This is a genomic window from Pelomonas candidula (assembly GCF_043555985.1).
GTDB classification, from domain to species: Bacteria; Pseudomonadota; Gammaproteobacteria; order Burkholderiales; family Burkholderiaceae_C; genus Pelomonas; species Pelomonas candidula.
Genome location: NZ_JBIGIC010000002.1, coordinates 483,640 through 505,507 on the forward strand (window position 1 = coordinate 483,640; position 21,868 = coordinate 505,507).

Sequence of the window (21,868 nt, forward strand, 5' to 3'; positions counted from 1 at the left end):
CCGCACCGCTCCGGCGCGCTGAGCGGCGGATTGTGGGCCCAGCCCCCACGAATGAAGGAGGCCCCTTCCCCCAGGAAAAACCCGGACCTCCGGCAGCTCGTCTGCGCATTTCGACCGGTTTTCGCCGACCTACACTCCTTCGGCCTGCCGCGCCACCGCGCGTCGCCCTTCATGTCGGACCGCATCGCATCGCCGCCACTCCCCCTGCCACCGCCGACGCCGCGTCCGTTCGGCTGGCAGCGCAACTCGCTGACGTTCGCCGTCGTGCTGGCGCTGCTGCTGGGCCTGCTGCTGCCGACGACGGCCGTGCTGCTGTACGACGTGCAGCGCACGCGCGAGACGGCGATGGAGGACCTGAGGCGAGACCTGGCACGCACGAGCGAGGTGATGTCGCTGTCGCTGGCCGAGCCGGTCTGGCAGGTCTCGCCGGACCTGGCCGAACCCATGGTCAAGGCCCAGGTGGACGACCCTCGCTTCCTGGCCGTGAAGGTGGTCGAGCCGGCGTCGTCAACGCCTTTCCTGTCCTTCGAGCGCCACCAGGATGTCGACGATGCGTCGCTGACGCTGAGCCAGACGCGTCCCATCCAGCGCGATGGCCGCGAGATCGCGCGGCTGACGATCACGATGACCGCCGCGCCGCTGCTGCAGGCCAAGCGTGCAGAGGTCTGGCGCACGGTCTGGCGCAGCGGCCTGACGCTGACGCTGTCGCTGGTACTGATGCTGTGGGTGCTGCAGCGCTACATGCTGCGCCCCATGACCGCGCTGACCGCCTCGGCCGAAGCACTGGCCGCGGGTCGCCTGGGCCAGCCGCTTCACGTCAGCGGCGCAGACGAGATTGCGCGCGTCGGCATCGCGATGGAACGCATGCGCCAGGCGCTGCTGTCGGCCTTCGAGGCGCTGCGCCAGCACAACCTCAACCTCGAGGAAACCGTCGCCCAGCGCACCGCCGAGCTGACGACCAGCAACGCGGAACTCTCCAACGCGCTGCAGACGCTGCAGGCGGCGCAGCGTGAGCTGGTCGAGTCCGAGAAGCTCGCCTCGCTGGGGCGGCTGGTGGCCGGCGTCGCGCACGAGCTGAACACGCCACTGGGCAACGCGCTGACGGTGGTGTCGACGCTGGACGACCGCTACAAGCAGCTGGAGCTGATGCTGTCGGGCGGCGTGCAGCTGCGCCGCAGCACGCTGGAGGAGCTGGCACGCGACACGCGGCGCGCGCAGGACATCCTGCAGCGCAACGTCCAGAAAGCCGCCGACCTGGTGCGCGACTTCAAGCAGGTCGCCATCGATCAGACAGCCGACCTGCGCCGCGACTTCGATCTCGGCAAGGTCGTCGAGGACGTGCTGGTCATGGTGGAGCCCAGCTTCAAGAAGACACCGTTCGTCATCGAGACCCAGCTCTGCCACGGCCTGACGATGAACAGCTACCCCGGTGCGCTGGGCCAGGTGCTGACCAACCTGCTGATGAACGCGCTGGTGCACGGCCTGGAGGGCAACGAGCACGGCCGCGTCACGGTGCGCTGCGCGGCGCTGAACGCCGGCGAGGCCGAGCTCAGCGTGACGGACGACGGCCGCGGCATGGACGAGTCGGTGCGCCGACGCATCTTCGACCCCTTCTTCACGACCAAGCTCGGCACGGGGGGCTCGGGGCTGGGCATGCACATCGTGCACAGCATCGTGACCAACGTGCTGGGCGGCCAGATCGAGGTCAAGTCCTCGCCCGGCCAGGGCACGCAGATGCTGATGCGCCTGCCGCTGAACGCGCCTCAGCGCGCCGCCGCAGAATCAGCTGTTCACTGAGACGCAGCGGAAGCCGGCGCGGACGCCGCTTCGACGGCAGCAGTCACGGCGGCCGACGCGGCCTCGGAAGCGGCCGGCTCGTGCGCCGCCACGTCGTGCTTCTCGCCGCCCAGGTCGATGTTGCCGCCACTCTTGGTCAGGATGAACAGCGCCAGCGCGGCAAAGGCGATGAAGCCAACGATCAACTTCCACATGCTCGGGTCTCCACAGGTTTGAAACTGCGGCGCATTCTGGTGCCCGAGGCTGACGCTCAACTGAAGGCGAGACGCCCCTCGCCGCCGCCGGCACTGAACGTGAGCGCGTGGGCGCGGGTCGCGAAGTCCACCCGCAGCTCGGCCCAGTCGCTACCCTGCTGCCAGCGCAGATGCAGCGTGTCGGCAGCGCTGTCCAGCAGCGCGAAGCTGCCGCCGAAGGCCGGGTGGCTGTTGCGCAGGCGGATCAGCTCGATGAGCCGGCGCACCACTGGCCGCTCGCAGTCGCGGGCGATCTCGTCCTCGCTGTAGTGGTGGCGGTTGATGTCGCGGCCCACCTGGCTGCGCGCCAGCAGTTCCATGTCGTTGTGGCCGGCCAGCAGGCCGACGTAGTAGACCTGCGGCACGCCCGGCAGGAAGAACTGCACGGCGCGGGCCAGCAGGTAGGCGGTCTCGTCCCGGCCCATCGCGTCGAAGAACGTGCAGTTGACCTGGTAGAGGTCCAGGTTGCTGGCCGCAGCGCCGGTCGCGCGGCGGCTCTCGCCGTTGCTGGCCGCGTGGATGCGTTCGACGAGCTCGTCCAGCTCCTGCGGCGGCACCAGGCCGGGCGAGCCGGCGCGGTCGCTGGCATCGGCGCCGATGTCGATGATGCCGATGCCGTCGTGCGTGTCGAGCACCGTCAGCGCGTTGGTGGGGCGCACGGCAATCCAGCGCTTGAGCGCCGCGGCGGTGTGGAAGTTGAACGCGTGCAGCACCAGCGGCGGCAGCGCGAAGTCGTAGACCCAGTCGACCTTGGCCGCGATCTCGATCTGGCGCTGGTAGTACGAGTGGATCTCGACCAGCACCTCGATGCCCAGCGCCCTCGCCTCGGCGGCGAACTCGCCGATGAAATCGAAGGTCTCCGGCATCATGAAGCAGCTGTCGCCGGCCTTCTTGATCGCGTAGCCGACGGCATCCAGCCTGACCATGCGGATGCCGTTGTCGGCGAAGGTGCGCAGGATGCTCGTGAGATAGGCGCGGCCCTGCGGGTGGTGCACGGCGATGTCGATCTGCGCGGCGGTGAACGTGGTCCACAGGATGCGGCGCTCGCCATTCTTCAGCGTCGCGTAGGTCAGCGGCAGGCCGGGGCGCGGGCGGTAGACGGCCAGCAGGCCGCGCTCGCTGGCGCCCTGCGGGAACACCGCGTCCAGCGTCAGGAACAGGCCTGCGTAGGCCGACGCTTCACCCTTCTCGGAGTAGTCGAGGAACTGCGGCGACTCAGCGGACATGTGGTTGACGATGACGTCGGCCATCACGTCCAGGTCCTCGGTCAGCGCCTTGATGTCGTCCCAACGCCCCAGGCGCGGGTCGACCTGCGTGTGGTCGATGGGGTCGAAGCCGGCATCGGCGCCGTCGATGGCGTGAAAGAACGGCAGCAGGTGCACGCCGCCGAACACGCCGGCCAGCGGCGAGCCGGGCTGGCTCAGCAGGTTCTTGAGGCGCACGAGATCGGCGCCGTCACGCCGGCCGCCGAGGCGGTCGACATACGTGATGAGCTGGACTTGGTTTTTCATGACGATTTTTCAGTGGGGACGCGCAGCACGCACAGCGCGGCCAGGGCCAGCAGCACGCCGGCGAGGCGGATGACGTTCTCGGGGCGACCGCCCAGCACGCTGTCGTAGAGCAGCGGCAACGTCAGCGACTGGATCAGCATCGGGATGACGATGAACATGTTGAAGATGCCCATGTAGACCCCGGCGCGCTCGGGCGGGATGCTGCCGGCCAGCAGCACGTACGGATTACCCATGATGGAACCCCAGGCCAGGCCGATGCCGACCATGGGCAGGAACAGCCAGGCCTTGTCGTGGATGCCGGGCAGCATCCACATGCCCGCGGCAGCGCAGGCCAGTGCGAAGGCATGCACCCATTTCGCGCCCAGGCGCTTCGTGAAGGGCACCATGGCAAAGGCCGCGGCGAAGGCGATGACGTTGTAGAAGCCGCCCACCTGGCCGTTCAGCAGCACCGCATCGCGAAAGCCTGCGCTCTTGGCATCGTCGGTGCCGAAGATGGTGGCCGCCAACGTCGGCACGATGTAGATCCAGTAGCAGACCATGCCGTACCACTGGAACAGCGCCATCCACCACAGCCGCCGCATCGTCGGCGGCATCTCGCGCAGCGCCTGCCAGATTTCCGCCAGCGCCGGGCCGAAGCCGCGCGGCAGCGCACGCAGCCGCGCCACTTCGTCGGCGGGCAGCGGCAGCTCCGGCACGCGGCGGATGGACCAGTAGACCGTCGTGAACGACAGCAGCGCGCCGACGATGAAGGCCAGCGTCGTGACGACCGGGATGCCGTTGGCGCCGAGTGCGTCCTTGTTCATGCCCAGCCCCACGAGGATGCTGGGCGTCAGATAGGCCAGCGTCTGCGCGAGGCCCGTGAAGGAAGCCTGCGTCAGGAAGCCGCTGGCATGCTGCTCCGGCCGCAGCCGGTCACTGACGTAGGCGCGGTAGGGCTCCATCGTCACGTTGTTGGCGGCGTCCAGAATCCACAGCAGGCCGGCCGCGAACCACAGCGTCGGGCTGAAGGGCATGGCCAGCAGGCCCAGCGAGCACAGCAACGCGCCGATCAGGAAGTAAGGTGTGCGCCGGCCCATGCGGTGGGTCGTGCGGTCGCTCATCGCGCCGATGACGGGCTGCACCAGCAGGCCGGTGATGGGCCCGGCCAGCCACAGGTACGGCAGGTCCTTGCCCTCGGCGCCGAGCATCTGGTAAATGGGGCTCATGCTGGCCTGCTGCAGGCCGAAGCTGAACTGGATGCCGAGGAAGCCGACGTTCATGTTGACGATCTGGCCGACCGACAGGCGCGGCTTGTCGATGAATGCCGCGCTCATGCCAGGGCCTCTTCGGGTTCGGAGCGCAGGGCCTGCAGGGCTTCACGCCAGGGTTGCAGCGCGGCCGGGTCGGCCGGCAGCGGGCCGCGCAGGCCGCAGATGGCCGCGGCATAGCGGTTGGCCAGCCCCAGCGTGACGGCCAATGGCCGCCGCAGCGCCAGGCCGGCCAGCAGCATGGCCGTGAAAGCGTCACCGGCGCCCACCGTATCCACCAGCTGCGGCTGCTGCACGCCCTCCCCCGCCATCAGCGTGTCGCCGGCGGGCCCGATCAGCGCGTAGCCCGCAGCGCCGCGCGTCACCACCAGGCGCTGCAGCGCGAAGCGGCCCGTCAGCGCCGCCACGCCCTCGGGCGCGAACCAGTCCAGCAGCGTGGCCAGTTCGTCCTCGTTGACCTTGACCCAGTCGGCCAGCATCAGCGACTCGGCAGCCAGTTCCCGCAGGTCCGGCCCGGGGCGCAGGTTGAGATCGAGAAACGCCAGGCCGCGCCCGTGCTTGACCGCCGCGCGCAGGCTGGCCCGCGACGCCGCGCTGCGCTGCGCCAGCGTGCCGAAGTAGGCAATGCCGTCCTCGCGCTGCACCGCCACGGGCTCGATGTGGTCCCAGGCCGCATCGGCATGGATCTCGAACCGGTGGCTGCCGTCGGCCTGCTCATGCACGCTGACCCGCCCGGTGGCGTGTTGAGCGTCGCGCTGCAGGCCGGCCGTGTCCAGACCGTAGCGACGTGCGCTGTCCAGCAGCAGCCGGCCGTCCGCGTCGTCCGCACCGATGCGGCTGATGAAGCCCACCGGCACCCCCAGCCAGGCCAGCGACCGCGCCACGTTGAAGGGCGCACCGCCCGGCACGGCACCGTCACTGAACTGGTCGACCAGGGCCTCGCCAAGCACGAGGACGGCCCGGTCCGCCGGCTGCACCGATTGCATTGTTGTCTCCTGTCGTTGTCGTCACGCCTGCGGTTTCGAGAAGCTGGCGCCTGGCCGGATTGTGATCCTTGGGCGTCGCAATTGCAATCGATTGCAAACCAGGGGAAACCAGCATCTGGCAGGCTGCCGGATCAACCCTCGCCAGCACCGGCGCTGGCGCGGCAGACCCAGACGGTCGGCGCCTCGCCGCCCGGTGCGCGGTAGCCGGACTCGACCGCCGCCCTGACCGCAGCCACGCGCTCCCGCGGCAGCAGGCCCACGGCGCAACCGCCGAAGCCCCCGCCGGTCATGCGCGCCCCGCCCTGCGGGCCGATCGCCTGCTGCAGGATCTCGACGAGGCGGTCGACGGCCGGCACGGTGATCTCGAAGTCATCGCGCATGGAGGCATGCGAGGCGCCCATCAGCAAACCCAGAGCCGCCAGGTCGCCGCCGGCCAGCGCGGTGGCGGCAGCCTGCGTGCGGGCGTTCTCGGTGACGATGTGGCGGGCACGGCGGTAGACGACCTCATCCAGCCCGGCCTTGCCGGCCTCCAGCCGCGCCAGGTCGATGTCGCGCAGCGCCGCCACACCGTAGTGCCGGGCCGCGGCCTCGCACTGGCGGCGGCGGGTGTTGTATTCGCTGCCGACCAAGCCGCGCTTCACATGCGAGTGGACGATCATGACGGCCAGGTCGGGCGGCAGCGGCACCGGCCGCGCGTCCAGGCTGCGGCAATCGATCAGCAGCGCATGGCCAGCCTCGCCGCGAGCCGAGATCAGTTGATCCATGATGCCGCAGTTGCAGCCGACGAATTCGTTCTCGGCGCGCTGGGCCGTCAGGGCCAGCGCCGTCGGGTCCAGATCCAGCGCGTACAGCGACTTGAAGGCCTGGCCCACCGCCACCTCGAACGAAGCCGACGATGACAGCCCCGCGCCCTGCGGCACGTCGCCGGCCACGGCCAGGTCGGCGCCGCGCAGCGGCAGGCCGCGTGCCACCAGCATCTGCACCATGCCGCGCGCGTAGTTGGCCCAGGCTGCGTCCTCGCGGTGCGGGATGGCCGGGCCGAGGCGGAAGCGGTCGATGGCGCCGTCGTAGTCGGCGGCGACGATCTGCACCTGGTCGTCGTCGCGCGGCCGGGCAGCGATGCGGGTGCCGAAGTCGATGGCGCAGGGCAGCACGAAGCCGTCGTTGTAGTCGGTGTGCTCGCCGATCAGGTTCACCCGCCCCGGCGCGTGCACGCGCAGCATGGGCTCGACGCCGAAGGCGGCGCGGAAGGTTTCGTCAGCGCGTTCACGAGGGTTCATGCCATCTCCCGGTAATGGACGTCGCCGACCGCGCGCAGCCGCGCCGCGGCCTGCTCGGGCGTCAGGTCGCGCTGGGCCTCGGCGAGCATCTCGAAGCCCACCATGAACTTGCGCACCGTGGCCGAGCGCAGCAGCGGCGGATAGAAGTGGGCGTGCAGCTGCCAGGGTGTGGCGTCGCGTGCGTCGAAGGGGGCGCCGTGCCAGCCCATGGAATACGGGAAGGCGCAGCGGAACAGGTTGTCGTAGCGCGAAGTCAGCCGCTTGAGCGCATCGGCCAGGCCGGCGCGCTGGGCAGGCTTCAGCTGCGGCAGGCGCTGCACGGAAAAACGGGGCAGCAACAGCGTCTCGAAGGGCCAGGTGGCCCAGAAGGGCACGATGGCCAGCCAGTCGTCGTTCTGCACGACGACGCGCTCGCCGCCGGCCTCACGCGCCGCCACGTCCAGCAGCAGCGGCCGGCCCTGAACCGCGAAGTAGGCGCGCTGGTGGGCGTCCTCGGTGGCCGCCTCGTTGGGCAGGAAGCCGGTGGCCCAGATCTGGCCATGCGGGTGGGGCTGGGAGCAGCCCATGATCTCGCCCTTGTTCTCGAACACCTGCACCCAGGCGTGGTCGCGGCCCAGCTCGGCGCTCTGCGCGCACCAGGTGTCGACGACGGCGGCGATCTCGCCCTGCGTCAGCTCGGGCAGCGTGCGCGCATGGTCGGGCGAGAAGCAGATGACGCGGCTGGTACCGCGGGCCGCCTGGGTCTGGAACAGCGCATCGCCGGCCGGCGCGTCGGGCACCTGGGGCATCAGCGCGGCATGGTCGTTGGTGAAGACGAAGGTACCGCGGTAGTCGGGGTTGACCTGGCCGTTGACGCGCGTGTTGCCGGCGCAGAGGTAGCAGCCGGGGTCATGGCTGGGCAGTTGTGCGTCAGCGCGGGCCTCCTCCCGGCCCTGCCAGGGCCGCTTGCCGCGGTGGGGCGAGACCAGCACCCACTGGCCGGTCAGCGGGTTCCGGCGGCGGTGGGAATGCTCGGCAGGATCAAAGTTCATAGCCGTTCGAAATGCACGATGAAACAGGTCTCCGCCACCGAGCGCGGCAGCGGCAGGCCGGCGTGGGCCAGCCAGGCGCCGTCGAGTTCGACGCCCTGCTCCAGCGCGTCGAAGAACGGCGCCGCGGGGCCGAAGCCGTCGTGGCCGGCTGGCGGCGTGTGGCGCACGCGCGTGACGCGGTAGCGCGCGCCGGCGTCCAGCATGGGCAGGCGGGCGGCGGGGTTGTACTTGAAGCTGCTCGGCTCGGTGCGGTAGACCATCAGCAGCAGCTCGCTCGCCGCCTCGTCGCCGTGGGCCTGCCAGGCCAGGCCGTCGCCGGCCTCGCCCAGCCACACGCGGCCGTGGTGCAGGCGGTCACGCCAGCGCTTGTAGAGGGTGATCCACTGCGACACCTCGGCGCGCGTGGCCTCGTCGAAGAGGCGCGCGTCCAGCTCCACGCCGAGGTGGCCCGGCAGCGCCACGGCGGCGCGGAAGGCCATGCTCTGCGTGCGGCCGGTCGTGTGAGCCGGCGAGGTGCCGATGTGGGCACCCATGATCTCGGGCGGGAAGAACTGCAGGAAGCCGCGCTGCATGGCCACGCGCGACAGCGCGTCGATGCAGTCGCTGGTCCAGACGCGGTGGGTGTGGCGCAGCACGCCGAAGTCGATGCGCCCTCCTCCGCCCGAGCAGCTCTCGATCTCCACGCCCGGATGGGCCGCGCGCAACCGGTCCATCAGCGCGTAGGCCGCCGGCACCTGGGCGCGGTAGCCGGCCGTGCCGTCGGCCAGGCCCGCGGTGGTCAGGTCGCGGTTGTGGTCCCACTTCAGGTAGCCGATGGGGTGGGCGGCCAGCAACGCTTCGATCTTGCCGAACAGGTAGTCCGACACGTCGGGCCGCGAGATGTCCAGCACCAGCTGGTTGCGTGCGGTGATGAGCGGCCGGCCTGCCAGCTGCAGCGCCCAGTCGGGATGGGCACGGAACAGCTCGCTGTCGGGGTTGACCATCTCGGGCTCGACCCACAAGCCGAACTCCATGCCCAGCCCGTTCACATGGGCGATCAGCTCGCCCAGGCCCTGAGGGAACTTGCTCGCGTCGGGCCACCAGTCGCCCAGGCCAGCGCGGTCGTGGTGGCGGGCGTTGAACCAGCCGTCGTCCAGCACGAAACGCTCGACGCCCAGGCCGGCTGCGGCCGTGGCGAGTTCCTTGACCTTCTCCGGCTGCACGTCGAAGTAGAAGCCCTCCCAGGTGTTGAGGTGCACGGGCCTCGGCTTCATCGCGCCGCCCGCCCAAGGCAGGCGGGCGCGCAGCTCGGCGTGGAAGTTGGCGGCCAGGCCGTTCAGGCCCGCGGTGGAGCAGCTGGCGACCAGCTCGGGCGTGATGACGCTGGCGCCGGGCGCCAGGCGCAGCTCGCCGGGCGCCAGCCATTCGCCGAACTGCCATTGGTACTGGCCGTCGTTCAGCCACTCGATGGTCTGCGCGTGGTTGCCCGACCAGGCCAGGTGGGCGCCAAACACCAGGCCGTCATGCGCGGTGGCGCCGGGCGTCGTGACGACGGCACCGGGGAAGCAGTCCTGCGTCGTGCGGCCGCGCCGGCTCTCGCGCCGCCACAGCGAGCGCGTCAGCGCCTCGGTCTGCAGCAGAAACTCGTGCATGTGCTGGCCGGCGTAGAAGCGCACCTGCGCGGCATCGCCCGGCAGCGGCAGCGTGGCGGCGGCCAGCCATTGCACGTCGAGCTCGGTGGCGCCCAGGTTGGTGAGGGTCGAGCGTGCGACCAGCACGTCGCTGGCCTCGTCCAGCCGCAGCTGCAGGTCCAGGCGCAGCTGGGCGACGCTGTCGGTCAGCTTCAGCACGACGGCGTGGCCGGGGTCGACCCACTCGACCTCGCAGGCGGTGAAGGCCTGGGCGAAGTCGCGCCCGCCGCGGTGGGCCAGCAGCGCGCTCTGGCCGAACCAGCCGACGCCGAAGGTCGGCGCGACCGTCAGCGGCTGGTCGACGTCGAGCATGAAGGACGGCAGCGGCCGCGTGGCGCGCAGTGCGGCACCGGGGGCCGCCGTGTCGGGCAGGCGCGGGCCCCAGTAGCGCCACAGCGGCGCCTCGCCGGGCGGCAGCTCCAGCACGAGGCTGCAATGGCGGCTATGGAGGAAGAGGTAGTCGGTCGTCATGGGGTCATCACGCTGCTTCATGCAGCTTCAGGCAGGCGCAGGTCGGGGTCGGGGATGCAGCGCGGCATCGCCAGCCCCTGAGCGTCGAAGAGGTGCAGCTGGGTGGGCGGCAGCGTGACGGCGATGCGCTGGCCGGCGTCGGCGTGGGCCTGGCCGGGCGCCTTCACGGTCAGCTCGCCGTCGAGGTAGAGGTAGGTGGATTCGCCCAGCCGCTCCTGCCAGCGCACCTCGCGCACGATGTGCTGGCCGGCCGTGCCGGGCTCGGCATGCTCCGGCCGCACACCGACGGTGACGGGCGCGCCCGGCGGCAGCGCGGCGGCATCGACGGCCGCGTCCAGCAGCTCGCCCGAGGCCAGCCGCACGCGGGCGCTGTCGCTGCGTCCTTCGACCAGCGTGGCCGGCAGGAAGTTCATCTTCGGCGAGCCGATGAAGCCGGCGACGAAGAGGTTGCGCGGGCGGTGATAGAGCTCCAGCGGCGAACCGCACTGGGCCACGCTGCCCTCGCGGGCGACGGCTTCGCCGGCGTTCAGCAGCAGGATGCGGTCGGCCAGCGTCATGGCCTCGACCTGGTCGTGCGTGACGTAGACAGTGCTGGCCCGGCCGAAGTCGCGGTGGATCTTGGCGATCTCGAAGCGGGTCTGCACGCGCAGCGCGGCATCGAGGTTGGACAGCGGCTCGTCGAACAGGAAGACGCCGGGCTCGCGCATGATGGCGCGGCCGATGGCCACGCGCTGGCGCTGGCCGCCGGACAGGGCCTTGGGCTTGCGCTCCAGCAGCGCCTCGAGCTGCAGCTTGCGCGCCACGCCGTCGACCTTGGCCCGGATGACGGCCTTGTCCACGCCGGCCAGGCTCAGGCCGAAGGCCAGGTTGTCGTAGACGCTCAGGTGCGGGAACAGCGCGTAGCTCTGGAACACCATGGCCACGCCGCGCTTGGCGGGCGGCGTGTCGTTCATGCGCTGGCCGCCGATGCGCAGCTCGCCGGCGCTGATGTCCTCCAGCCCCGCCACCATGCGCAGCAGCGTGGACTTGCCGCAGCCGCTGGGGCCGACGAAGACACAGAACTCGCCGTCGCGGATGGTCAGGTCGACGTTGTTGATGACGGGGTTGCCGCCGACGTAGGTCTTGCAGACGGAGGAGAGTTCGATGCCGGCCATGAGGGTGTCGTTGGGCGTTCAGGGTTGCAGCAGGCGCTGCACGCGGGCATCGACCGTGCGCAGCGCGGTGGCGGCGTCGACCTTGCCGATGAGCACCGACTCGATGGCCGTGCCGACCCAGTCGTAGATCTCGGCGCCATGGTCGGCGATGGGCATGGGGAAGTTGCGCTCGCGGCTCATGGTCAGGAAGGCGGCCGCGTCGATGCCGCGCCGGGCCTGCGCCTGCACCGCCACCTCGGCCAGGCCGCGCAGCGCCGGATAGGTGACACCGGCCTCGGCCACCAGGCGCTGGCATTCGGGTGTGGCCATGAAGCGCACCCACTGCCAGGCCTGCTCCTTGACCTTGGAGCCGGACCAGATCGAGTCGCCCAGGCCGTTCATCATGCTGGCACGGCGGCCGTTGGGGCCGATGGGCAAAGGCACCCAGGCGTGGCGGAAGCGCGCGTTGCGCGCGAAGTTGGCGATCATCCACGAGCCCTCGGGCACCATGGCCGCCTTGCCGGCGATGAACATCGCGGCCGAACCCAGCGAGCGCGTCAGCTCGAAGGGCGCCGACACGCCCTTGGCCGGCAGGCTGGCGATGTAGGCGATGGTGCTGGCCAGGCGCGGGTCGTCGTAGTGCAGGCGCGGCGACCACGGTGCGTCCTGCAGCGTGAAGCCGGTGGACGCGGCGAAATGGCTCCACTCGGTCTGGCCCAGCGCACCACCGGGGCCGGGTGTCTGGAAGCCGTAGACGCGCACGCGGCGGCGGTCGAAGGCCGGGTCCGCCGCCGAGCGGCCGGCGCGGTCGCGCGACAGGCGGCGCGCGATGCGCTCGAAGCTGCCACCGTCCACCGGGTTCCAGGTCATGGACGCCAGCTCCTCGCGCGTGACGCTGGCCTGCTCGGCCATGTCCAGGTTGACGGCCAGGGCCACCATGTCCCAGTCCTTGGGCAGGCCGTACTGACCGCCGTTGCGGCCCCAGATGCTGAACAGGCCGGGCATGAAGGCCTGCGGGTCGACGGGGTCACGCTTGAGCAGCGGGGCCAGGTCCAGCAGCTGGCCGTTCTTCATCAGCTCGGGGAACTTGGCCAGGTGGTTGACGAAGACATCGGGCGCGGTGCCGGCGATGAAGCCGGTGGACAGGGCCGTCCAGTAGTCGGCCCAGCCGGCCTGCTGGAACTTGATGGTGATGCCGGGGTGCTGCTGCTCGAAGCGCCCGGCACACTGGCGGTAGGCGGGCTGCTGGTCGGAGTCCCACAGCATGTAGCGCACCTCGACGGCCTGGGCCAGCGAGGCGGTCAACGCGAGGGCGGCGGCGAGAAGTCTTTTCATCATCACTTGCCTCCGCTGTGCTGCACCGACTCGATGACGCGCCGGCCGAACACGACCAGCAGCAGCAGCACCGGCAGCAACGCAACGACGGTGGCAGCCATCAGGCCCGTCCAGTCGGGCTGGCCCTGGGGTGTCTGCGACTTGAAGGTCTGCAGCGCGACAGTCAGCACCTGATGAGATTCGTCCTTGGCGACGAGGTAGGGCCAGAAGAACTCGTTCCAGATGTTGATGCCGGTCAGCATGGCGATGGTGGCCAGCGCCGAAGTCGACAGCGGCAGCACGACGCGGGCGAAGATGTAGGCGTGCGACGCCCCCTCCAGCAGCGCAGCCTCCTCGATGTCGCGCGGGATGGCGAGGAAGAACTGGCGCAGGAAGAACACCGAGAAGCCCTGCATCAGGCAGAACGGCGCCACCATGCCGGCGTAGGTGTCCAGCCAGCCCAGCTCCTTGATGAGGATGAAGTTGGGAATGAAGGTCACAACACCCGGCACCATCATCGTGCCGACGAAGAGCGCGAACAGCAGGTTGCGCCCCGGGAAGCGCAGCCGCGCGAAGGCGTAGGCCGCCATCGCCGCACAACCCACCTGCAGCGTGACGACGACGACCGTGAGCAGCACCGAGTTGGCCAGCGCGCGCAGGAAGTTGATCTCGGCGCCGGAGCCGCCCACGGCCAGGCTCTGCTCGGGCGACAGCAGGCCCAGCACGCGGCGGAAGTTCAGCAGCGTGGGGTCACGCGGCAGCAGCGTGGCGGACTGGTCGTAGAGCTGCTGCGGCGGCACCAGCGCCGTCTTCAACGCGAACCACAGCGGCAGCAGCGTGACGAGCAGCATGCCCAGCAGCGCGGCCCAGGCGAGCAGCCGGCCCAGGCTCCAGCGTTGGCCCGCGGCGCTCATGCGAGGTCACTCTCGTTGGCGCGCATGATGCGCATCTGCAGCACCGTGTAGGCCAGCATCACGAGGCACAGCACCATCGACATCGCCGACGCGTAGCCCATCCTGTAGAAGCTGAAGGCGTTCTGGACGATGTAGTAGACGATGACCTGGGTCGAGTCCAGCGGGCCACCCTTGGTCGTGACAGCGATGGTGTCGAAGATCTGGAAGGAGCCGGTGACGCTGGTCACCAGCACGAAGACCATGACCGGCCGCAGCAGCGGCAGCGTGATGCGGCTGAACATCTGCAACTCCGATGCGCCCTCCAGCCCGGCCGCCTCGTACAGCGTGCGCGGGATGTTCTGCAGGCCGGCCAGGAACAGCAGCGCCACCAGGCCCATGTGGCGCCAGATGTTGACGGCGGCCACGGTGAGCAGCGCCTGGTCCACGCCGCCGAAGAAGGGCTGGCGGTCGATGTCCAGCGTGGCCAGCATCTCGTTGGTCCAGCCCAGCAGCGGGTCCAGCATCCACAGCCAGATCATGGCCACCAGCACGTTGGACAGCAGATAGGGCAGCAGCACGACGGACTTGACCCACAGCGAGCGGGTCAGCCGGTCCATGGCCACGGCCAGGAACAGGCCGAAGCCAATCTGCAGCGGGATGTTCAGCAGCACATAGCCCGCACTGAGCTTCATGCCCTGCCAGAAGCCGCCGTCCTGCAACAGTTCGGCGTAGTTGGCCAGCCCCACGAAGCGCGGCTCGCGCAGCAGGTTCCAGTCGGTGAGACTGATGGTGATGGCGCGCCAGGTCGGCCAGGCGTGGAACAGCAAGAAGCCGATGAAGGCCGGCCCCACCAGCACGCAGGCCGTCAGCGTCTCGGCACGACGAGCCGGGCCGAACGCGGCGACAAGGTGGGTGAGAAGGCGGTTCACGGGCAGCGCAGTCTCAGAGGGCATGTGCATTCTGGGCGCTATTGCAATCGTTTGTACCAGGGATATCCCGACTCACTGAAACAACGCTGACACGCACCAGGAGACGACAGCTTGCCTACAGCCTTCGAACCAGGCTCGGGCGCCGACCAGGACGGCCCATCCCCATCGGTCGGCGGCTGGCCTGTCCGCCTCCTCCTTGATAAATGCTCTTTCTACATTGGCAAAAACTGCGATGACGCACAGGAGGACTGGCGCCGATGCCCGACCGAAAAGCCCACCACCGCCACGCGCCGCGCACCAGACTGGCGGGCTCCGAAAGCGTCGGCGCGCACCAACAACGATGGTTTCCCCTAGCATTGCAATCGATTGCTTTTCAAAAGGCAGACCTCTATGCTTCGTCACACGTTCATCGAAGAGGGTGCGCGGACCAGCGCCGCCCCGCAAACCATTCCAACGAAGGAGACAACGTGAAGTCACCCACCGCTCGACACCCCGCCCTGACCCCGCTGGCCCAGCTGCTGGCCATGTCCCTGGCCGCGCTCGCGCTGCCCACGCAGGCGCAGACCGCGCCCGCCACCGACGCCCCAAAGTCCGCCGACGTCGTGGGCCTGGAACGGGTGGTGACCACCGCTTCGTCGGGCGCCAAGTCCAAGCTGCGCAGTTCGGTCTCCGTGACCGACGTGGATCAGGAAGTCATCCGGGACTACGGCGCGCACACCGAAGCCGAAGTGCTGCTGCTGATCCCCGGCATCCGCACCGACGCCACCGCCGGCCCCGGCGGCAACGCCAACATCACCGTGCGTGGCCTGCCCATCTCCTCCGGTGGCTCCAAGTACGTGCAGCTGCAGGAAGACGGCCTGCCCACCGTGCAATTCGGTGACATGAACTTCGGCAACAATGACTACTGGACCCGCTTCGACAACAACGTCGACAGCATCCAGACGCTGCGCGGCGGCTCCTCTTCCGTGTTCGCCTCCCACGCCCCTGGCGCCGTCATCAACTACATCAGCAAGACCGGCAAGGAACAAGGCGGCAACGTGGGCATCACCCGCGGCGTGAACTACAACGAGACCCGCTTCGACGCCGACTATGGCGGCAAGCTGGCACCGGACCTGTACTTCCACGTCGGCGGCTACTACCGCGAGGGCGAAGGCATCCGCAAGACCACGTCCAACGCCCTCAACGGCTACCAGCTCAAGGGCAACCTGACCAAGGAATGGAACGGCGGCAAGGGCTTCGTGCGCGTGAACTTCAAGCTGCTCGACGAGCACGCCCCCACCACGCCGCAGACCTTCGTCAACGGCACGCTGAGCGGCAACACCATCGGCGGCTTCTCCAAGGCACCGGGCTACGACGGCACGCGCGACTCGCAGTACTCCATCTACAACAGCTCCATGCCGAGCTACAACCCGTCCACCCGAACGCTGTCGCAAAGCAGCCTGGTCAACGGCATCACGTCCAACATGAAGTCGCTCGGCTTCGAGTTCCACAACGAACTGGACAACGGCATCACCATCGACGACAAGTTCCGCAAGTCCACCAACTCGGGCGCCTTCCAGGCCCAGTTCTGGAACCTGATGACGCTGCCCAACCTGCTGTCCGGCTTCGGCGCCGGCAGCACGGCCAAGTACTACAACGGCCCGGGTGCCGGCACGGCCGTGACGAGCGCCAACCTGGGCGCCGGCCTGGTGTCGCAGGGCGCGGCCATCAACGTGCAGTCGCCCGACATGGGCACGCTGTTCAATGACCTGAGCGTGAACAAGACGTTCAAGGTCGATGCGGTCACGCTGGACGCCAAGGCGGGCTGGTTCCACTCGCGCCAGAACGTCGTGCAGACCTGGGCCATCAACGAGCGCGTCGTCGAAGCCGCGCCCAACGGCCGCGTGATCGACGTCTATGACGCTTCCGGTGCCGCGCTCACCACCGCCGGCCTGACGGGCTACAACAACCAGTGGGGCGCCTGCTGCGCACGCGACATCAACGCGCAGTTCACCACCGACGCGACCTACCTGTCACTGAACGCCGCCGCGGGCGACTTCGACTTCGACGGCGGCGTGCGCCGCGAGACCTTCAAGTCCAACGCCCGCTACGCCGGCTCCAAGCAGGTGGTCGGCGGCGTCGACCTGAACGGCGACGGCGCCATCACCGGCGCCGAGAAGAACGTCTACGTCTCCGACATCGCCAACCCGGGCCTGTCCAACTACGGCATCAGCTACACCAACTACTCGTTTGGGGTGAACTACCGTCTGAACAAGGATGCCAGCGTCTTCGTGCGCACCAGCAAGGGCAACCGCGCCATCGCCGACCGCCTGCTGTACTCGGCCAACATCGACCCCACCACGGGCCAGCTCACCTCGGGCGGCAAGACGGCGGCCCTGGCCCCCGTGAAGCAGAACGAGATCGGCCTCAAGCACAGGGGCAACACCGAGTTCGGCTACTACGGCGTGTCGGCCACCCTCTTCCACTCCACCACGCAGGAGTTCGACTACGACCAGACGCGCCAGGACAACCCCGCGCTGCCCAACTACCAGGGCCCCAAGCTGAACGTGCTCGGCTACAAGGCCGACGGCCTGGAGCTGGAGACGTCGGGCGGCGTCGGCAACTTCAGCCTGGCGTTCAACCTGGTCTATTCGAAGGAGCAGATCACGCAGAACCTGGGCAGCCCCGGTGTCATCGGCAAGACGCCCAACGGTGCTCCCAAGGTGCGCTTCACGATCTCGCCGCGCTACACGGTCGGATCGTTCGCCATCGGCGCCACGGTGCGGGGTCAAACCTCCGTCTACAACGACGATGCCAACAGCTCGCAGGTCAAGGGCCACTACATCGTCAACGCCTTCGCCAACTACGATTTCGGCAACGGCCTGACGGGCGCCTTCAACGTCGGCAACCTGTTCGACAAGGTCGCCCCGGCCGGCACCGCCGGCATGATTGCCGGCTCCACCACGCTGGTGGGTGCAGGCATGGAGCCGGGTCGCACGATGGGGGTGTCGCTGCGCTACGGCTTCTGAGCCTAGAGTCCTCGGGGTGCCCTCGTGCCCCCGAGGCTCGCGCAAGCTGAATGACCCGACGACCCGGCCGTCCACCTTCTCGGTGCACGCCCGGGTCGTTGCCGTTTCGGCAGCCGCCGGCTTGCGACTACGCTGCCCCACCACGAAACGCAAACGGCGCGCCTTGCGCCGCCCCACCGTGACAGCCCATACGCCCTCCCGCGCCCTGCGCAGCATCGTCATCGTCGGCGGCGGCTCTGCCGGCTGGATGGCCGCGGCCTCGCTGGCCACCGCCCTCGCCTCACGCCGTTGCACGATCACGCTGATCGAGTCCAACGAGATCGGCACCGTCGGCGTCGGCGAGGCCACCATCCCGCCCATCCGCACCTTCAACCAGACGCTGGGCCTGGACGAGGCCGAGTTCCTGCGCCGCACCCAGGGCAGCTTCAAGCTCGGCATCCAGTTCGTGAACTGGGGCCGCCAGGGCCAGCGCTACTTCCACCCCTTCGGCCCGCACGGCGTCGCCTTCGACTACGCGCCGCTGCACCAGCACTGGCTGAAGAGCCGCCACGAGGGTGGCAGCACCGATCTCGACGACCATTCCATGGCCTGGGCCGCGGCACGCTTGAACCGCTTCGCACCGCCGCTCGCCGACCCGCGCGATGTGCGCTCGACCTACGACTACGCCTACCACTTCGACGCCGGCCTCTATGCCCGCTTCCTGCGCGAGGTTGCCGAGGCGCGAGGCGTGCAGCGCATCGAGGGGCGCATCGACGGCGTGCTGCTGCGGCCCGACGACGGCCATGTTGACCGCGTGAAGCTGGCCGACGGCCGCGAGATCGGCGGAGACTTCTTCATCGACTGCTCGGGCTTTCGCGGCCTGCTGATCGAGGAAGCGCTGCAGACCGGCTACGAGAACTGGAGCCACTGGCTGCCCTGCGACCGCGCGATGGCCGTACCCAGCGCGCGCGGCGCCGACTTCACGCCCTACACCCGCTCCACCGCCCACGCGGCCGGCTGGCAGTGGCGCATCCCGCTGCAGCACCGCACCGGCAACGGTCATGTCTACTGCAGCCGCTTCATCTCCGACGACGAGGCTGCCGCCACGCTGCTGGCCCACCTCGATGCACCGGCCCAGGCCACACCGCGTGCACTGCGCTTCACGACCGGGCGGCGCCGGCAGTTCTGGCATCGCAACGTCGTCGCGCTGGGCCTCGCCAGCGGCTTCATGGAACCGCTGGAGTCCACCAGCCTGCACCTCGTGCAGTCGGGCATCTCGCGGCTGCTGGCCCTCTTCCCCGACCGCGACTTCGACCCGCCGACCATCGCCGAGTACAACCGCATCGGCATCCAGGAATGGGAGCGCATCCGCGACTTCCTGATCCTGCACTACAAGCTCACCGAGCGGCAGGACAGCGAGCTCTGGCGCTACTGCGCAGCCATGCCCATCCCGGACACGCTGCAGTGGAAGATCGATCACTTCCGGCGCTCGGGGCGCCTCGTCTCCGAGGGCAACGACCTGTTCGGCAACGCGAGCTGGCTGGCCGTGCACATCGGCCAGTTCAACTGGCCCGAACGCCACGATCCGCTGGTGGACCTGCGCGGCGTGGACGGCGCGGCCATGCTCGAGCGCCAGCGACTGGCGATGCAACAGACCGCTGCCGCTATGCCTTCACACCAGGACTTCATCGAACGGCACTGCAGGGCCCCGGCGCCGTGAAGCGCGGCGCGGCGGCACGACCGCTGCGCGCCGGATTTCCCACGTTCCAACGCATCCCCATGGCCTGCGACCTCACCCCTCAATATCGCCCCGCCTTTCACTACACGCCTGCGGCGAACTGGATGAACGACCCGAACGGGCTGGTCTTCCACCAAGGCAGGTATCACCTCTTCTACCAATACCACCCAGACGGCCCGACCTGGGGGCCCATGCACTGGGGCCACGCCACCAGCACCGATCTGCTGCACTGGCAGGAACACCCGGTCGCGCTCGCCCCCGACGCGCTGGGCATGATCTTCTCGGGCAGCGCGGTGGTCGACCACGACAACCGCTCGGGCCTGGGCGCTGAAGGCGTTGCGCCGCTGGTGGCCATGTTCACCCACCACCGCCCGGCCGATGCACAGGCCGGCGTCGCCTCGCTGGAGCAGCAAAGCCTCGCCGTGAGCCTCGACGACGGTCGCACCTGGGTCAAGTTCGAGGGCAACCCGGTGCTTCCCAACCCGGGGCTGAAGGACTTCCGCGACCCCAAGCTCTGCTGGCTGGCAGCGCGGCAGCGTTGGCTGGCCGTCGTGGCTTGCGGCGACTGCATGCGCTTCTACAGTTCGCCCGACCTGAAATCCTGGGCACTGGAGAGCCAGTTCACGCACGACCTCGGCAGCGACGGCGTCTGGGAGTGTGGCGACCTGTTCCCGCTGCATGACGCTGCGGGGGCGACCTGGTGGGTATTGCTGGTGAGCGTGACCCTCGGCGGCCCCAACGGCGGCTCCTCGACGCTGTACTTCATCGGCGACTTCGATGGCCATCGCTTCACGCCCCTGGACACGCAGATCCGCTGGCTCGACTTCGGCCCCGACAACTACGCCGGCGTCACCTGGTCGGGCGTGGATGAGCGGGCCCTGTTCATCGGCTGGATGAGCAACTGGCTCTACGCCGCGTCGGTACCGACATCCCCCTGGCGCAGCGCAATGACCATGCCACGCGAGCTGCAGTTGCGGATGAGTGAAGACGGCCCCCGCGTGGCGTCCGTGCCGGCGCGCGAGCTGCTTTCCCTGCAGGGCCCGGCGACGCTGGCGCTGCGCGAGGTCTCGCTGCCCTTGCCTCTGGATCTCGACGCCGGCCTGCGGGCGGCCGTCGGCGTCTTCGTGCTGCGCCTGGAGATCGACGCGTTGCGCAGCTTCTCGCTGAGCCTCGGGAGCCCGGGCGGTGACGAACTCCTGATCGGCTATGACCGTGACCGCACGGCCTGGTTCATCGATCGACGCCGGGCAGGCCGGGTCGATTTCCACCCGCAATTCGCCGGCTGCCATTCAGCCCCCCGCCTGGCCACGGCGCCCCAGTCCGACCTGCAGCTCTATGTCGACGCCACATCGGTCGAACTCTTCGCCGACGACGGACTGACCGCGATGACCTGCTTGTTTTTCCCCCGGGAGCCCTTCGCCTCGATGACGCTGTCCTCCACGGACGGCCTGAAGCTGGGCGCCCTGGCCGTTCATCCGCTGGGCGCGGGGCGCGGCTCCTGATACCTCGCCGAGGCTTGTGGCTCAGGCGCCGCCGGCCGGTGCGCTGTCACGCAGCTTCAGGTAGACCGGCATCGTGCGAGACCCGGCACGCTCGCCGCGCAGCTGACCCAGCAGCGCCTCCACCAGCTGGGCGCCGGCCTCGGCCACCGGCTGGTGCACGGTCGTCAGCGGCGGGTCGCAGTAGGCGGCCAGCGGCATGTCGTCGTAGCCGATGACGGCGACGTCGCCCGGCACGCTGCGGCCCACCGCGCGCAGCGCCTGGATGGTCAGCAGCGCCAGCACGTCGCTGCAGCAGACGACGGCGTCGAAGCCCTGCTGCGCCCTGCAGAAGTCGCGCAGCACGCCGGTCGCCACACCAGGCTCGAACGGCACCGGCAGCTCGAGCGCCGGGTCCACGTCCAGCCCCGCCTCGCGCAGTGCCTGCGCATAGCCCTGGCGGCGCAGCCACACCTCGGGGAGCTGGCTGTCGCCAACGAAGGCGATGCGCCGCCGCCCCATCTGCAGCAGGTGGCGCGTGGCGAGCGTGCCGCCCAGCACGTTGTCACCACCAACGCTGCAGTAGAGCTGCTGCGGCATCTCGCCGCCCCAGACCACCAGCGGCAGCTTTCGCGCCGCCATCTCGTTGAGCTGATCGTGGTGGCGCCACTGGCCGATGAGGACGACGCCGATGGCCTTGCCGGAGTCGAACCAGTGCGACGCGAGATCGAGGTGCTCGGCATCGACGCGCGACAGCAGCATGTCGTAGCCGCGGTCGGTCAGCGCGTCGGCGATGGACCCGACGATGGACAGGAAGAACGGATCGGAGATGTGCTGGCGCGACGCCGCGTCGTAGGGCACGACGACGGCGATCGTGCGGTTCTCCTGCAGCCGCAGGTTGCGCGCACCGAAGTTGATCGAGTAGTTCAGCGAACGGGCCAGTTCGGCCACGCGCTGGCGGGTCTCGGCGTTGACGAGCTCGCTGCCGTTCAGCGCGCGCGAGACGGTGGACACGGAGACGCCGGCCAGCCGCGCGATGTCGACCATCTGCAGGCGGCGCTGCTCGACGCCGCCGGGCTCGGGTTGATCTTTGGACTTGGTCATTGCGGGGCATCGTCGCAGGGCAGGATGCGATCGACAAGTGGAGGGATCACCTCAAAGAAAAAGGGC

General features: G+C 69.3%; 16 protein-coding genes. 4 read left to right on the forward strand and 12 right to left on the reverse strand.

The genetic code is table 11. From position 1 onward, the window contains the following. Window positions 1-171 precede the first annotated feature (171 nt). Window positions 172-1,797 (forward strand): sensor histidine kinase, encoded by a 1,626-nt coding sequence (locus ACG04R_RS05770; protein WP_394407134.1) that lies wholly within the window; start codon window positions 172-174, stop codon window positions 1,795-1,797. On the opposite strand, the gene ACG04R_RS05775 is transcribed toward ACG04R_RS05770, so the two are convergent. From ACG04R_RS05775 to ACG04R_RS05825, 11 genes are all read right to left on the reverse strand, one after another. Continuing rightward, window positions 1,791-1,991, reverse strand: a complete 201-nt coding sequence (locus ACG04R_RS05775; RefSeq protein WP_394407136.1) for a hypothetical protein — start codon at window positions 1,989-1,991, stop codon at window positions 1,791-1,793. The two genes, ACG04R_RS05770 and ACG04R_RS05775, sit on opposite strands and share 7 nt — an antisense overlap. 56 nt (window positions 1,992-2,047) lie before the next feature. Further along, window positions 2,048-3,541: a sucrose phosphorylase gene (gene gtfA, locus ACG04R_RS05780; RefSeq protein WP_394407139.1), complete on the reverse strand. Its 1,494-nt coding sequence runs from the start codon at window positions 3,539-3,541 to the stop codon at window positions 2,048-2,050. After that, window positions 3,538-4,854 carry an MFS transporter gene (locus tag ACG04R_RS05785; protein ID WP_394407141.1) on the reverse strand — a complete coding sequence of 439 codons (1,317 nt, stop codon included), beginning with the start codon at window positions 4,852-4,854 and terminating at the stop codon, window positions 3,538-3,540. The genes gtfA and ACG04R_RS05785 overlap by 4 nt, the downstream gene beginning before the upstream one ends. Next, window positions 4,851-5,774: a PfkB family carbohydrate kinase gene (locus ACG04R_RS05790; RefSeq protein ID WP_394407142.1), complete on the reverse strand. Its 924-nt coding sequence runs from the start codon at window positions 5,772-5,774 to the stop codon at window positions 4,851-4,853. Before ACG04R_RS05790 ends, ACG04R_RS05785 begins: the two co-directional genes overlap by 4 nt. A gap of 131 nt (window positions 5,775-5,905) precedes the next feature. Continuing rightward, window positions 5,906-7,054, reverse strand: a complete 1,149-nt coding sequence (gene galK, locus ACG04R_RS05795; protein ID WP_394407144.1) for a galactokinase — start codon at window positions 7,052-7,054, stop codon at window positions 5,906-5,908. Further along, window positions 7,051-8,085, reverse strand: coding sequence for a UDP-glucose--hexose-1-phosphate uridylyltransferase (locus ACG04R_RS05800; RefSeq protein WP_394407146.1), 1,035 nt, complete (start codon window positions 8,083-8,085; stop codon window positions 7,051-7,053). Before ACG04R_RS05800 ends, galK begins: the two co-directional genes overlap by 4 nt. After that, window positions 8,082-10,247, reverse strand: coding sequence for an alpha-galactosidase (locus ACG04R_RS05805; RefSeq protein WP_394407148.1), 2,166 nt, complete (start codon window positions 10,245-10,247; stop codon window positions 8,082-8,084). Before ACG04R_RS05805 ends, ACG04R_RS05800 begins: the two co-directional genes overlap by 4 nt. After that, window positions 10,244-11,380 (reverse strand): ABC transporter ATP-binding protein, encoded by a 1,137-nt coding sequence (locus ACG04R_RS05810; protein WP_394407149.1) that lies wholly within the window; start codon window positions 11,378-11,380, stop codon window positions 10,244-10,246. Before ACG04R_RS05810 ends, ACG04R_RS05805 begins: the two co-directional genes overlap by 4 nt. 18 nt (window positions 11,381-11,398) lie before the next feature. Then, entirely contained in the window at window positions 11,399-12,697 is a 1,299-nt protein-coding gene (locus ACG04R_RS05815) for an ABC transporter substrate-binding protein (protein WP_394407150.1), read from the reverse strand. Then, on the reverse strand, window positions 12,697-13,587 hold the full coding sequence (locus ACG04R_RS05820) for a carbohydrate ABC transporter permease (RefSeq protein WP_394407151.1): 891 nt from the start codon (window positions 13,585-13,587) through the stop codon (window positions 12,697-12,699). Before ACG04R_RS05820 ends, ACG04R_RS05815 begins: the two co-directional genes overlap by 1 nt. Beyond that, window positions 13,584-14,495 carry a carbohydrate ABC transporter permease gene (locus ACG04R_RS05825; protein ID WP_394407152.1) on the reverse strand — a complete coding sequence of 304 codons (912 nt, stop codon included), beginning with the start codon at window positions 14,493-14,495 and terminating at the stop codon, window positions 13,584-13,586. The genes ACG04R_RS05820 and ACG04R_RS05825 overlap by 4 nt, the downstream gene beginning before the upstream one ends. A 467-nt stretch (window positions 14,496-14,962) precedes the next feature. Between ACG04R_RS05825 and ACG04R_RS05830 the strand changes: the two genes are divergently transcribed. The 3 genes from ACG04R_RS05830 (at window position 14,963) to ACG04R_RS05840 (ending at window position 20,722) form a co-directional block, all read left to right on the forward strand. Next, window positions 14,963-17,503: a TonB-dependent receptor domain-containing protein gene (locus ACG04R_RS05830; RefSeq protein ID WP_394407153.1), complete on the forward strand. Its 2,541-nt coding sequence runs from the start codon at window positions 14,963-14,965 to the stop codon at window positions 17,501-17,503. 163 nt (window positions 17,504-17,666) lie between these two features. Continuing rightward, entirely contained in the window at window positions 17,667-19,202 is a 1,536-nt protein-coding gene (locus ACG04R_RS05835) for a tryptophan halogenase family protein (protein ID WP_394407154.1), read from the forward strand. 59 nt (window positions 19,203-19,261) lie between these two features. Then, window positions 19,262-20,722, forward strand: coding sequence for a glycoside hydrolase family 32 protein (locus ACG04R_RS05840; RefSeq protein WP_394407155.1), 1,461 nt, complete (start codon window positions 19,262-19,264; stop codon window positions 20,720-20,722). A gap of 21 nt (window positions 20,723-20,743) precedes the next feature. Here ACG04R_RS05840 and ACG04R_RS05845 read toward each other — a convergent pair whose 3' ends face one another. Beyond that, entirely contained in the window at window positions 20,744-21,802 is a 1,059-nt protein-coding gene (locus tag ACG04R_RS05845) for a LacI family DNA-binding transcriptional regulator (RefSeq protein WP_394407156.1), read from the reverse strand. Window positions 21,803-21,868 lie beyond the last annotated feature (66 nt).

What these genes read in the sequence shown, in the direction of transcription:
- ACG04R_RS05840 (WP_394407155.1), top strand. Translation starts at nt 19,262, where the DNA reads ATGGCCTGCGACCTCACCCCTCAATATCGCCCCGCCTTTCACTACACG.
- galK (WP_394407144.1), bottom strand. Translation starts at nt 7,054, where the DNA reads ATGAACCCTCGTGAACGCGCTGACGAAACCTTCCGCGCCGCCTTCGGC.
- ACG04R_RS05815 (WP_394407150.1), bottom strand. Translation starts at nt 12,697, where the DNA reads ATGATGAAAAGACTTCTCGCCGCCGCCCTCGCGTTGACCGCCTCGCTG.
- ACG04R_RS05805 (WP_394407148.1), bottom strand. Translation starts at nt 10,247, where the DNA reads ATGAAGCAGCGTGATGACCCCATGACGACCGACTACCTCTTCCTCCAT.
- ACG04R_RS05845 (WP_394407156.1), bottom strand. Translation starts at nt 21,802, where the DNA reads ATGACCAAGTCCAAAGATCAACCCGAGCCCGGCGGCGTCGAGCAGCGC.
- gtfA (WP_394407139.1), bottom strand. Translation starts at nt 3,541, where the DNA reads ATGAAAAACCAAGTCCAGCTCATCACGTATGTCGACCGCCTCGGCGGC.
- ACG04R_RS05775 (WP_394407136.1), bottom strand. Translation starts at nt 1,991, where the DNA reads ATGTGGAAGTTGATCGTTGGCTTCATCGCCTTTGCCGCGCTGGCGCTG.
- ACG04R_RS05785 (WP_394407141.1), bottom strand. Translation starts at nt 4,854, where the DNA reads ATGAGCGCGGCATTCATCGACAAGCCGCGCCTGTCGGTCGGCCAGATC.
- ACG04R_RS05810 (WP_394407149.1), bottom strand. Translation starts at nt 11,380, where the DNA reads ATGGCCGGCATCGAACTCTCCTCCGTCTGCAAGACCTACGTCGGCGGC.
- ACG04R_RS05790 (WP_394407142.1), bottom strand. Translation starts at nt 5,774, where the DNA reads ATGCAATCGGTGCAGCCGGCGGACCGGGCCGTCCTCGTGCTTGGCGAG.
- ACG04R_RS05770 (WP_394407134.1), top strand. Translation starts at nt 172, where the DNA reads ATGTCGGACCGCATCGCATCGCCGCCACTCCCCCTGCCACCGCCGACG.
- ACG04R_RS05820 (WP_394407151.1), bottom strand. Translation starts at nt 13,587, where the DNA reads ATGAGCGCCGCGGGCCAACGCTGGAGCCTGGGCCGGCTGCTCGCCTGG.
- ACG04R_RS05800 (WP_394407146.1), bottom strand. Translation starts at nt 8,085, where the DNA reads ATGAACTTTGATCCTGCCGAGCATTCCCACCGCCGCCGGAACCCGCTG.